We start from the raw sequence: 12,315 nt of genomic DNA, 5'->3' as shown, positions 1-12,315 counted from the left end.
TTTTTGGCCCCCCCCCCCGGCCACCCCCCCCGCGCGCGCCGGGGGGCGGCCGCCCCCCCCCCCCCCCCCGTGCCCGGGCCGCCTCAGCCCGTGGCGTCGTAGTCCGGGCCGAGGAGGACCGTGATGTCCGCGTTGGCCGCGCCCTTGCCCTTCCGCACCGCCGACTCCGGCAGCCCGAGCGTCTTGGCGACCTCCTTGGCCTGGCCCGCCTGGGCGTTGTCCGCGTAGGTCACCCGCGAGGCCGACTGCGCATCGCCGCCCTCGGTGGCCGTGACGACCGTAAAGCCGCCGTTGACCAGCGCCACCCGCGCGGCGCTCGACGCGTCCTTGGGGCCTCCGGCGTTGGTCACGCTGACCCGGGGCGCGGTGTTCTTGTCGGAGTTCTTGACCGTGCCGCCCAGGATGTCCTTGACCACATGGTCGGTCGCCTGGCTGCTGAGCGTCCCGTCCGGCTGGACCGGCAGCATCGCGGTGTCGTACGCACCGCTCTTGGCCTGCCCGGCCAGCTTCGCCAGCGACGCGCCCAGCTGCTGCTCGGACAGCGACGGGTCGGGGATCTGGGCCAGCGACTCCACGGTGCTGGTGGCGCCCTTCGCATCGCTGGAGAGCTTCTTCAACGCCGCGTGCATGACCTGCCCGAACCGCGCGAGCTGCTTGGACTGTGCCTCGCCGGGCGCGCGGTAGGTGGCGTACGCCACGGCCGCCTGGCCACTCACGATCTGGTCCTTGCCCCGCTTGACCAGGGGGTCCTCGCCCTTCTGGGGGCTGGGGACGGTCGCGTCGGTGTCGATGCCGATCCCGCCGACCAGCTCTACGAGGTTCTCCAGATAGGGCGTGTCCAGCCGCCAGGTGCCCTGGATCTTCGACCCCAGCAGGGTGCTCAGGGAGTCCCGGGTGGAGTCGGAGCCCTCGTCGGTCACGGACTTGCCGAGAGTCGTGGAGGCGCCGTCCTCGGTGGAGACGGCCAGCGAGTTCGGCAGCAGGACGGTGGTGCCCTTCTTGGTGGTCTCGTTGTCCACCAGCAGGGCCGTGGAGGTGCGGCCGCCCTTGGTCTCGCGCAGATGGACGACGATCACATCGCGCTTCTGCGGACCGCCCGCGGCCGCCTGGTCCTGGGCGTCGTCGGACAGCCCCGGGAGCTTGCCCGCGTACCAGAGGTAACCGACCCCGCCCGCCGCGGCGACAACCAGGACCACGACGAGCGCTATGAGGCGGTTGCGGCCCTTACGGCGGCGTTCGTCACGGCGCTCGGAGCGGGTCTCGGCGAACTTCAGCCAGTCGATGACGTCGTCGGATTCCTCGTCCTGCTCCTCGACGAAGGAGAACTGCTCGGTGTGGTACTCGTCCTGATCGACACCCCCAGGACGCTTTCGCTCCGCGCCCCGGGGCCCGGCGGCGGAACGGGGCTCCCCGGCCGGAGGCGGCTCGGACCCGGGGCGCAGCTGCTCCGGGCTCAGCTCCGCGTAGGGGTTGGACTCGGGGCTGGGCTCCTCGCGCTGCGGGGGGACGGTCGGGGCGGCGGCCGCCTGAGGGTAGTCGTAGCCGTAACCCTGCGGTGGCTGTTGTTGGAACTGCTGCTGGTGTTGCTGCTGGTGTTGCTGTTGTTGGTATTGCTGCTGTTGCTGCTGAACGTACGGGTCGTAGTTCTGCGTCTGGGACTGCTGCTGGGGCTGCTGGGGCTGGTGATGCCGCGGCTGGCCGTAGGGGTCGTAGCCGTACCCGTCGTGTTGCTGCTGTTGCTGCTGTTGCTCCCCGTACTGCGCCTGCTGCTGCGCGTACGGGTCGTAACTCTGCTGCTGTTCCGCCTGCGGCTGGTAAACCGGACGCCCATAGGCGTCATAGCCGTAGATCTGCGGCTCCTGGCCATACGGGTCCTGTGCGTACGGGTCGTCGTACGGATCCTGCCGGTCGTTCACCGGTACCCCTTCAGCAGTCGTGCCGGTACAGCTCGCGCTTGTCGATGTAGCGCACCACGCCGTCCGGCACCAGGTACCAGACGGGGTCGCCATGAGCGACCCGCGCCCGGCAGTCCGATGACGAGATCGCCAGCGCGGGGACCTCCACCAGCGACACCCCGCCCTCCGGCAGCCCCGGGTCGGCCAATATGTGCCCGGGTCTGGTCACCCCGATGAAGTGGGCCAGCGAGAAGAGCTCTTCGGCGTCGCGCCAGGTGAGAATCTGGTTGAGTGCGTCGGCCCCGGTGATGAAGAACAGATCGGCGTCACCGTTGAGCGCGCGCAGTTCCCGGAGCGTGTCGGTGGTGTAGGTGGGCCCGCCGCGGTCGATGTCGATACGGCTGACCGAGAATTGCGGGTTCGAGGCGGTCGCGATGACCGTCATCAGATAGCGGTCCTCGGCCGGGGAGACCTTCTTGTGACTCTTCTGCCAGGGCTGCCCGGTGGGCACGAACACCACCTCGTCGAGGTGGAACTGCGAGGCCACCTCGCTCGCCGCGACCAGGTGGCCGTGGTGGATCGGGTCGAACGTCCCGCCCATCACACCCAGTCGCCGCTTGCCGGACCCTTTCTGCTCTTCCATGCGTGCAGACCCTACTGGGCCCGGCCCGGAGCCGGGGCCCATAGGGGCAATCGCCCAGGTCAGCGGTCCCGGTTAAAGCGCGTGGTGATCCACAGCAGCAGGAAGAGGATCACCAGGGCCGCACCGCCGGTCATGAAGGGGCTGATGCTCGGGTGAGTGTCGGTGTGCTCACCACCCTCGGACGCGAGCGTGGTCAGGGCGGCATGTGCGGTGCTGAAAGCGGTCATCGCGGCAGTACCTATCCGGGTCTAGGCGTCACAACACGTCGGCCACATCGTATGCGAGGCGGTTTTCGGTCCCGATGTCCGTCCTGCTGGTGGCAGCCTCGCTCGTATCCGTCCTGCGTATCCGCTCAGTCCTGCTCGTAACCGCTCAGTCCTGCTTGTAACCGCGCAGCAGGAACCAGGCGAGCAGGGCGGCGCCCACCACGCCGGCCACGATCACGATGCGCAGCAGCGCTCCGGGGCCATCGTTGCTGTGCGAGGTGGCGGCGAGGGCTTCGGTGAGGCCAGTCATTTCGGGCATGTCTCCACGCTAACCCCCCGGCGCTCAGGGCCTAGGCTGGGGGCCGCCGGACGAGGGCCCGGACCGGGCACCCCGTCGAGCGGGCAATCAACGAGGGGGCGACATGAGCGACAGCCACGAGACCGGTGGTGGAAACGGGACGGGAGGCGCCCGGGAGCATGTGCCCAGCCGGGAGCGGCGGCGGTTCCCCGGGATCTCCTCACGGGCGTACGAACATCCGGCGGACCGCTCCGCGCTGGTCGCGCTGCGCAAGCTGACCGGCTTCGACACCGTCTTCAAGGCCATGAGCGGTCTGCTGCCGGAGCGGAGCCTGCGGCTGCTCTACCTCTCCGACTCGGTGCGGGTCAGCGAGCGGCAGTTCACCCATCTCCACGACATGCTGCGGGACGCCTGCTACATCCTGGACCTGGAGCGGGTCCCGGCCATGTACGTCACCCAGAACCCGCAGCCGACCGCGATGTGTATCGGCATGGACGCGCCGATCATCGTGATCTCCACCGGTCTGGTCGAGCTGCTCGACGAGGAGGAGATGCGGGCGGTCATCGGCCATGAGGTGGGCCATGCGCTGTCGGGGCACTCGGTCTACCGGACGATACTGCTCTTCCTCACCAGTCTCGCCATGAAGGTCGCCTGGATTCCGCTCGGCAATGTGGCGGTGCTGGCGCTGGTCACGGCGTTGCGGGAGTGGTTCCGGAAGTCGGAGCTGTCGGCGGACCGGGCGGGGCTGCTGGTCGGGCAGGATCTGCGGGCCTCGATGCGCGGGCTGATGAAGCTCGCGGGCGGCCATCACCTCCATGAGATGAACGTGGACGCCTTCCTGGAGCAGGCGGAGGAGTACGAGTCGAGCGGCGATCTGCGGGACTCCGTCCTCAAGATCATGAACATGCTGCCGCGCAGCCATCCGTTCACCACCGTGCGCGCCGCCGAGCTCAAGAAGTGGGCCGCGACCCGTGACTACCAGCGGCTCATGGACGGCCACTACCCGCGCCGCGACGACGACCGGGACACCTCGGTCGGCGACTCGTTCCGGGAGTCCGCGAGCCACTACGCGGAGTCGGTCCGCAACAGCAAGGACCCGCTGTTCGCCTTCGTCAGGGACGTGGCGGGCGGCGCCGGGGACCTGGGCAGCAAGCTGCGCGACCGGTTCACGGGCGGCGCGGGCAAGCACGGTGAGACCGCCGAGGAGGGCACGCCGCCCCGGGAGCCCCGGGACGAGCCCCAGGGCGGGACCCAGGACGGGACCCAGGACGAGACTCACGGCGGGGCCCAGGACGCGGCTGAGGACCAGCGCCCCGGAGACGGGCCGGAGGAGCGGCCGGGGAACGGCGAGCCCGGGGACACCCCGCCGCAGCGCTGAGAGGGCCCCTGGCGGCCCTCAGGACCGCCCGTTGACGGCGGGCTGGGTCCCGGGGGCCATGACGCCGCACAGCGAGACCGTGGTCCGGCCCGTGGTGTACGGGTCGGTGCCGGTCGGGGCGTCGCCCTTGGCGCTCTGGCCGGCGAGCATCGGCCGCAGATAGCCGGAGGCGTTCGCGGCGCAGGCCTGCGGGCCCGCCAGCGCGGTGCTCTGCACCAGCTCCAGATGGTGGTCGCGCAGATCGTCCCGGTCGAAGCGGAACCGCGTCTCACGACGCACGGTGAACAGCGAGGCATGGTCCGGTCCGCGCTCATGGGCCGGCTGGAGCGCGTAGACGAAGACGTGGTCGGCGGCGACCTCCAGGGTCGCGGCGCTGCGCTCGATGACCGTAAGGGTGCCGCGGACCCGCACCGGGGTGTCGGCCAGGGTCACCTCGGCCGGGTTGAAGCGGTTCAGCCAGCCGGTGGCGGCATGGCGGCCGTCGTCGACCGGGTGTTCGAAGCTCTGGTCGAACTGGGTCTGCTGGGCGGGATCCAGCAGCAGCCTTACGGCCTGCACCGGACCGCCGGTGAGCACACCCGGGTCGATGGCGGACTTCACCAGGTAGTCCTTGGCGGTGGTGAGCGCCGTCATCACCTGGCTCTCGGAGAAGCTCTGAGTGCGGCGGGCGCCGGGCACGGTGACCCCTTCGGCGCCGGTGCGGAACTCGGCGGCCGGGCTGTCGCGGAACAGCCGGTCCGGCGGCCCTCCGGGCACCTCACCGCGCGGCGCGAGCGGCACCACGCTGCTGTGCAGTGGCTCCACGGTCTGCGGCTGTGGCGTCTGGTACGGGTGGCGCACCCCCATGTAGACGGCCGCCGCGAAGGCGATGACGATCAGCAGGACGAGCGCGACGGCCTGGCGCGACGCCCCGGCCCTGGCCCAGGCATGCCGGCTGCGCACCGCCCGTGCGTGCTCGCCCATGCGCTCGTCGGCCGAGAACTCCTGGAGCCGGGCAGCACGGACGAACGACTCGTCGAACACGACGGAGCGGTACTCGTCCTCACCACCTCCCGGGACGCCCTCCGGTGTCCCCTCGGGAGGGTCTCCACGCCCGGCCATACCTCAAGAGTAGGTCGCCAGGGGCGACGGTAAACGCGGTGGTACTCCACAACTTGGGAGGCGAGTGCGGAGGAAACGCCCTATACGCCGCGACGTGCTAGCGACACGCCGCGACGCGCCGACGACATGCGAGGACGTCACCGCGACGGCGGTACGGCGGAGGCGGTCGGGCCCTTGGCCCCGGTCGGCTCCGGGGCCGACTCCGACCCCGAGGGTTCCAGGCGCGGCTGCCCCGCGGGCGAGCCGTCGACACCGCTGGTGGCGGGCGGCGGGGCGGGGTCCTGGCGGTTGCCCGAGGCGCCCCGGTAGACCGCCGTGAAGGCCAGGGCAACCACCCCGATACCCATCAGGACGGCCAGCAGCCAGGCCACCGGGCGGTGCCAGCGGGCATGGCCGCGGTAAGGGCGCCCCGCGCTGCCGTAACGCCCATAAGGGCCGTAGGCGTCGTCCCCGTCCCGCCCAGGGCCGAAGCGCCCGTCGGGGTCGTCCGCGCCGTAGAAGTCGGCCTCCGCGCCGTACCCGTCCTCGAAGGGCTCGTCCTCGGGCGGGACACCGGCCCTGCGGCGCCGGGACGCCTCGGCCTCGGCACGGGCCTCGGCGGCGGCCAGCATCCGCTCGATGGCGGTGGGCTCATGGATCGGGGCCGACCGTACGAAGTCCTCGTCGAAGACCACGGCGGCGAACTCGTCGTTCGTCTCGCCGTGGCTGCGGTCGTCGGGCTCGTCGCCGTCCGGGAACGGCTTGCCCCCCACGTCGTCCGGCACCCATTCAGAGTAGACCGGACGGGTCAATTTGGGCAGGGTGAAATGGTATTCGGGGGAAGATCCACCCCAGCGGCGCCGGAAATCGACTACCCCCGAACGGGTGAGTCAGCGGGTGTGGCCGTCGCCGGTGACGATGTACTTCGTCGAGGTCAGCTCGGGCAGCGCCATGGGCCCCCGGGCGTGCAGCTTCTGGGTGGAGATGCCGATCTCGGCGCCGAAGCCGAACTGCCCGCCGTCGGTGAACCGCGTGGAGACGTTCACGGCGACCGTGGTGGAGTCCACGAGCTGGGTGAAGCGGCGGGCGGCCTGCTGGGACGTCGTGACGATGGCCTCGGTGTGCCCGGAGGACCACAGGCGGATGTGGCTCACCGCGGCCTCCAGGGAGTCCACGACGCCCGCCGCGATGTCGTACGAGAGGTACTCGGTCTCCCAGTCGTCGATCACCGCCGGGACCACGGTGGCCTTGGAGCCCTCCGCGAGCGCCATGACCCGCTCGTCCGCGTGGACCGTGACCCCGGCCTCGGCCAGCGCGTCCAGGGCGCGGGGCAGGAACCGGGCGGCGATGTCCTGGTGCACCAGCAGCGTCTCCGCGGCGTTGCACACGCTCGGCCGCTGGGCCTTGGAGTTCACCAGGATCTCGACCGCCATGTCGAGATCGGCGTCGGCGTCCACGTACACATGGCAGTTGCCGGTGCCGGTCTCGATGACCGGGACCGTGGACTCCTCGACGACCGTACGGATGAGGGACGCGCCGCCGCGCGGGATCAGCACGTCCACCAGGCCCCGGGCGCGCATCAGCTCGCGCACCGACTCCCGGCTCTCGCCCGGCACCAGCTGCACCGCGTCCGCGGGCAGCCCCGCCCCGCCGACGGCGTCGCGCAGGACCTTCACCAGCGCGGCGTTGGAGTGGGACGCCGACGAGGAGCCACGCAGCAGCACCGCGTTGCCCGACTTCAGGCAGAGCGCCGCGGCGTCCACCGTCACATTCGGCCGGGCCTCGTAGATGATCCCGACGACGCCGAGCGGAACGCGCACCTGGCGCAGGTCGATGCCATTGGGCAGCGTGGAGCCGCGCACCACCTCGCCGACCGGGTCGGGCAGCGCGATCACGTCGCGGACGTCGGAGGCGATGGCCCGCACCCGCTCGGGGGTGAGCGTCAGCCGGTCCACGATGGCGTCGCTGGTGCCGGCCTCGCGGGCCCGCTCCACATCGGCCGCGTTGGCCTCCACGATCTCCTTGGTGCGCACCTCCAGGGCGTCGGCCATCGCGAGCAGCGCGTCGTCCTTGACGGCGCGCGGCAGTGGCGCGAGATCGGTGGCCGCGACCTGGGCCCGGTAGGCGGCCTGGAGGACCGGGGACTTCGGCCAGGGGTCGGTGAGCGGCGACGTGGGTGCGCTGGTCATGCCCGAAGCGTACTGAGCCGGGCGCGGAGATCCACGCACTATTCCGCAGTTCGAGATGGCGTTCTCATATCTCGGCGTCGCACATCCGCCCTCAGAACGGATGCACGCCCACCGGGGAGGCCGGTGGCGGCCCGTACCCCTCCGCGACCCGCTGGTGATACGTATCACGGTCGATGACCTCGAGCCCCACGATCTCCCAGGGCGGCAGCTTGGCCGAGGCCCGGTGCTCGCCCCACAGCCGCAGCGCGACCGCCGCGGCGTCATGCAGATCACGGGCCTCTTCCCAGTAGCGGATCTCGGCGTGATCGTTGGCATAGCGGCTGGTCAGCAGGAACGGATGGTCATGGGCCAGCTGCTCGAGCGCCCTGCGGACCTCCGGCAGCGGCGCCTCGCTCCCCGAGACGCTGAGGGTGATGTGCCACAGCCGGGACGCCTCGACACGCCCGGCATCGTGCGCCACGGCGTCGCCGGACCCGGCGTCGCCCGCTCCGACACTGGTCAGGGTGCGCTCCGCCGCCCCTCTGGGCGACGCCCCCGGGCGCCCTCGTCTCACCGGCGGCCTCCTGTAACTCGCTGCTCCGCTCACGCGCGGGCGGAGCATCTCATGACGGTGCCATGGCCGCGGCCTTCCGCTCGGACTCCGCCGCGTCTCCCACAGCCGGCGCGCTGCCCCGCGCGACCCCGTTGAACAAAGTTGACCAGCCCACGCCCGCCCGCGGGGCGCTTTTGAGGTTTTTCGGAGGGGGGTTATTTTCTGGCGGCTCGGTTCTGCCCCAGCTCCCGCCGGGAGGTGCCGCCGCCGGGGCGCCCGTGCCGCCGGAGCGGCCCAGTCGGAGCGGCCCAGTCGGAGCGGTTCAGTCCAGGACGACCGGAGCGGCTCAGTCCAGGACGACGAGGTCGTCGCGGTGGACCACCTCGCGTTCATAGGCCGGGCCGAGCTCACGGGCCAGGTCCCTGGTCGAGCGGCCGATCAGCTGCGGGATCTCCTTGGCGTCGAAGTTGACCAGTCCACGGGCCACCGGGCGGCCCTCGGTGTCCCTCAGCTCGACCGGGTCACCGGCGGTGAATTCGCCCTCCACGGCCGCGATCCCGGCGGGCAGCAGGGAGGTGCGGCGCTCCACGACGGCCCGTACCGCGCCGTCGTCCAGGGTGAGGGCGCCACGTGGCGCGGAGGCGTGGGCGAGCCAGAGCAGCCGGTTCGCCGAGCGGCGGCCGGTGCGGTGGAAGAACGTGCCCGTATGGCGGCCGAGCAGGGCGTCCCCGGCCCGGCTGGCGGAGGTGAGCAGCACCGGGACCCCGGCCGCGGTGGCGATCCGGGCCGCCTCGACCTTGGTGACCATGCCACCGGTGCCCACCCCGGAGCGGCCCGCGCTGCCGATGGAGACGCCGTCCAGGTCCTCAGGGCCCCGGACCTCGTCGATCCGGGAGGTGCCGGGGGTCCTGGGATCCCCGTCGTACAGGCCGTCCACATCGGAGAGCAGCACCAGCAGATCCGCCCGGACGAGATGGGCGACCAGGGCCGCCAGCCGGTCGTTGTCGCCGAACCGGATCTCGTCCGTGGCCACCGTGTCGTTCTCGTTGACGATCGGCAGCGCGCCCATGGCCAGCAGCTGGTCCAGGGTGCGGGTGGCGTTGCGGTAGTGGGCGCGGCGGCTGGTGTCGTCCGTGGTGAGCAGCACCTGGCCGACCCGGCGCCCGTAGCGCGCGAAGGAGGCCGTGTAGCGGGCCACCAGGAGCCCCTGTCCGACGCTCGCGGCCGCCTGTTGGCGGGCGAGGTCGCGGGGGCGCCGGTCCAGGCCCAGCGGCGCCAGCCCGGCAGCGATGGCACCGGAGGAGACCAGGACTATCTCCTTGCCGTTCGTGCCCCCCTTGCCGCCCTTGCCGTTCGTGCCGCCCTTACCGTCGCCGTCCCTGCCGCCGTCGCCCTTACCGTCGCCGTCGAGCACCTTGGCGAGCACGTCGACCAGCGCGTCCACCCGGTCCGCGTCCAGGCCCCCCGCCGCGGTGGTGAGGGAGGACGAGCCGACCTTGACCACGATCCTGCGGGCGGCGGCCACCTCGTCCCGTACCGCCGACCCGTCCTGCTCCGCCACGCCGCTCCCTTGCTCGTCCCCGCTCACCACACGCCCCGAAGAAACGCATGCCCTACACACTCATCATGACAAGGGGGCAATCTACGACAGACGAGCCGCGCCCGCCTCGGCATTTCAGCCTCCGGACACCGCCCGCGCACACCGCCTCACCCACCGCCATAAGTGCCCCGCGGCCACTCTCCGGGGCCCCTTTGACACCGGTTGCGACCGGTTGGCACCGGCGCGGATTGTCACCGGGCGGGGCGTCGGCATACGGTCAGGGGTCCCCCCAGTCCGTTGCCCTCCTGCCAGGAGCCCACCCCGTGCCCTCTGCCGGAATCGCCCCACGCCGGGTCGTACAGCTGACGGCGCTGCTCGCGATGCTCGTGTTCTTCGCCACACAGCTCGTCGGCGCCGTGCTTCCGAACGTACCGCTTTTCATCGCCGCCTCGGCGTGCGGACTCGCGCTCGATCTCTTCCTGCAGCACAAGCAGCCCGGTCTGCTGTCGCTGCTGGGGAAGATCCGCCTCGACGTCACGGTGCGCCAGCTGTTCCGCGACATGCTCATCATGGTCGGGCTGCTGCGCATCGAGGGCATCAACCCCCTGCACGAGCAGGCGCCCCTGACCGTGGGGCTGCTGCTCTTCTACCTGGTGCACTTCGCCTGCCAGGCGGCGGCCATCCTGGTCCGCCGGAGCCGGCAGCTGCCGTTCGTCACCCGCAACATCGACGCGTCCGCGCTGCGCCTGAGCGACGCCCCGCCGCGGCTGTTCGCCCGTCAGCACGGGCGCCGTCTGCTGCGGCTGGCCGCGCCGGCCACCGCCGGTCTGCTGATCACCGCCGCCACCAAGAACGCCGTCTGGGGCGGCGTCGGCCTGACGATCGCGCTGCTGATCGGCATCGGCGGCACGGCCCACCTGGCCGGCTGGCTGCTGCCGCGCAAGCGCGTGGCGAACGAGGCCACGGCCCTGCGCTGGCTGGACCAGTGGCTGGCCGACTACCAGCCGACCGTGGGCATGTACTTCTCCGGCGGCAACTCCTCGGCGTACCAGGCGAACATGTGGCTCTCCACGCTCGCCGCGCTCGACGGCAAGCCGATCATCGTGCTCCGTGAGCGGTTCATGGTGCAGAAGGTGGAGGCGACGGACGTGCCGATCGTCTGCCTCCCCAAGGTGGCGCATCTGATGCGGCTGGAGCACTCGACGCTCAAGGTGCTGCTGCACCCGGCGAACTCCGGCAAGACCTCGCAGGTGCTGCGCATCCCCTCGATCAAGCACGCGTTCATCAACCACGGCGAGAGCGACAAGCTCTCCAGCTGCAACCCGTACGCCAAGGCGTATGACGAGGTGTGGGTCGCGGGCCCGGCGGCGCGCGAGCGCTACCAGCTCGCCGACATCGGCGTCGAGGACAAGGACGTCGTGGAGGTCGGCCGGCCGCAGCTGGCGCCCATCCGCCCCTACGCGGGCGTGCCCACCGGTGAGTTGACGACGGTGCTGTACGCGCCGACCTGGGAGGGCTGGGACGGGAACCCCGGCAACACCTCGGTGATCCTGGCCGGTGAGAACATCGTCCGCGAGCTGCTCGCCGACCCCAAGGTGCGGCTGCTGTACAAGCCGCACCCGATGACCGGTTCCGTGGACCCGCGCGCGGGCCGCGCCAACGACCGCATCAAGGCGATGATCGCCGAGGCGAACACCAAGCGCACCGGCGACCGCCCCGGCGCGGACGCCGCCGCCGAGCTGGCCCGGTGCGCCGATGAGCTCAACCGGCTCACCAGCACCGCCTTCCGCCCCAGCGCGGACGAGACCGAGCGCATGAAGCTCCAGGGGGCCCCGGACGGCGACCGCGCGGCGGCCGTCGCCGCGGCCACCGCCGCCTGGGAGAGCGCCTACTGGGCCTCGCTGCCGGTCTGGGAGCACCAGATCATCACCGGTCCGCGTCCGGCGATCTTCACCTGCTTCAACCAGGCCGACGTGCTGATCAGCGATGTCTCCAGCGTGGTCTCGGACTACCTGACGAGCGAGAAGCCGTACGCCGTGGCGAACACCACCGGGATGACGGAGGAGGAGTTCCGGGCGGGCTTCCCGACGGTGCGCGCCGCCACGATCCTCACGCCGGAGGCCATGGGCGTGACCGGGCTGCTGGAAGCGGTCCGCGACCCCGAGAAGGACACCCTCGCGAGCGCCCGCGCCGAGCTGAAGGTGCATCTGCTCGGCCCGTCCGACCCGCCGTCGCTGGTGCGCTTCGACCAGGCCACGCAGGAGCTGTGCCGCAAGGCCGACGAGCGCCGGGCCCGGATGGCCACCCGGCTCACCGACGAGATCCCCTCGCAGCGCGAGGCCCGGGACGCGGCGGAGGAGATGGAGCTGGAGTCCGGCTCGGCGGAGCCGGAGGAGACTGCGACGGTCTGACCTCCGACGGTCCGCGCCGACGGCGGGCACCGACAGCATGACGAAGGGCCCGGGAGATCCCTCCCGGGGCCTTCGTCGTGCCACCTGCCGTTCGGCGGCGAGTAGCCCGCTCAGATCCCGCGCGGGGCCGCGGTGCTGACACA

Annotated in this window: 11 protein-coding genes; 2 read left to right on the top strand and 9 right to left on the bottom strand. The window is 71.5% G+C overall.

From position 1 onward, the window contains the following. Nucleotides 1-83 precede the first annotated feature (83 nt). The 4 genes from ACFXB5_RS19680 to ACFXB5_RS19665 all read right to left on the bottom strand — a co-directional run bounded on the left by ACFXB5_RS19680 (nucleotide 84) and on the right by ACFXB5_RS19665 (nucleotide 3,063). A complete protein-coding gene (locus ACFXB5_RS19680) occupies nucleotides 84-1,916 on the bottom strand; it encodes a LytR C-terminal domain-containing protein (RefSeq protein ID WP_385209398.1) in 1,833 nt (610 codons plus the stop codon). A gap of 10 nt (nucleotides 1,917-1,926) precedes the next feature. Then, nucleotides 1,927-2,538 (bottom strand): nicotinate-nucleotide adenylyltransferase, encoded by a 612-nt coding sequence (gene nadD / locus ACFXB5_RS19675; RefSeq protein WP_037945980.1) that lies wholly within the window; start codon nucleotides 2,536-2,538, stop codon nucleotides 1,927-1,929. A 59-nt stretch (nucleotides 2,539-2,597) separates the two neighbouring features. Continuing rightward, a complete protein-coding gene (locus ACFXB5_RS19670; protein ID WP_037945979.1) occupies nucleotides 2,598-2,765 on the bottom strand; it encodes a hypothetical protein in 168 nt (55 codons plus the stop codon). A gap of 145 nt (nucleotides 2,766-2,910) precedes the next feature. Beyond that, on the bottom strand, nucleotides 2,911-3,063 hold the full coding sequence (locus tag ACFXB5_RS19665; protein ID WP_385209476.1) for a hypothetical protein: 153 nt from the start codon (nucleotides 3,061-3,063) through the stop codon (nucleotides 2,911-2,913). A 103-nt stretch (nucleotides 3,064-3,166) separates the two neighbouring features. On the opposite strand from ACFXB5_RS19665, the gene ACFXB5_RS19660 reads away from it, so the two are divergent. Beyond that, entirely contained in the window at nucleotides 3,167-4,420 is a 1,254-nt protein-coding gene (locus ACFXB5_RS19660; protein WP_385209394.1) for a M48 family metalloprotease, read from the top strand. A gap of 18 nt (nucleotides 4,421-4,438) precedes the next feature. Here the strand turns inward: ACFXB5_RS19660 and ACFXB5_RS19655 are convergent, their stop codons facing one another. The 5 genes from ACFXB5_RS19655 to proB form a co-directional block, all read right to left on the bottom strand. Further along, nucleotides 4,439-5,521, bottom strand: a complete 1,083-nt coding sequence (locus ACFXB5_RS19655; RefSeq protein WP_385209391.1) for a hypothetical protein — start codon at nucleotides 5,519-5,521, stop codon at nucleotides 4,439-4,441. A gap of 137 nt (nucleotides 5,522-5,658) precedes the next feature. Then, nucleotides 5,659-6,285, bottom strand: a complete 627-nt coding sequence (locus tag ACFXB5_RS19650) for a hypothetical protein (RefSeq protein WP_385209388.1) — start codon at nucleotides 6,283-6,285, stop codon at nucleotides 5,659-5,661. 105 nt (nucleotides 6,286-6,390) lie between these two features. Beyond that, on the bottom strand, nucleotides 6,391-7,689 hold the full coding sequence (locus tag ACFXB5_RS19645; protein WP_385209385.1) for a glutamate-5-semialdehyde dehydrogenase: 1,299 nt from the start codon (nucleotides 7,687-7,689) through the stop codon (nucleotides 6,391-6,393). Nucleotides 7,690-7,780: 91 nt separating this feature from the next. Beyond that, nucleotides 7,781-8,242 carry a hypothetical protein gene (locus tag ACFXB5_RS19640; RefSeq protein ID WP_385209382.1) on the bottom strand — a complete coding sequence of 154 codons (462 nt, stop codon included), beginning with the start codon at nucleotides 8,240-8,242 and terminating at the stop codon, nucleotides 7,781-7,783. Between the two features lie 325 nt (nucleotides 8,243-8,567). Beyond that, the gene (gene proB, locus ACFXB5_RS19635) at nucleotides 8,568-9,782 is read right to left on the bottom strand and encodes a glutamate 5-kinase (RefSeq protein WP_385209380.1); all 1,215 of its coding nucleotides are present in this window, start codon (nucleotides 9,780-9,782) and stop codon (nucleotides 8,568-8,570) included. A 302-nt stretch (nucleotides 9,783-10,084) separates the two neighbouring features. Between proB and ACFXB5_RS19630 the strand changes: the two genes are divergently transcribed. Next, nucleotides 10,085-12,172, top strand: coding sequence for a hypothetical protein (locus tag ACFXB5_RS19630; protein WP_385209377.1), 2,088 nt, complete (start codon nucleotides 10,085-10,087; stop codon nucleotides 12,170-12,172). Nucleotides 12,173-12,315 lie beyond the last annotated feature (143 nt).

This window comes from Streptomyces sp. NPDC059455 (assembly GCF_042750115.1).
Lineage (GTDB): Bacteria > Actinomycetota > Actinomycetes > Streptomycetales > Streptomycetaceae > Streptomyces > Streptomyces endocoffeicus.
The sequence above is the reverse complement of the archived record's forward strand: the minus strand, read 5'-3'. Positions and strand labels throughout refer to the sequence as shown.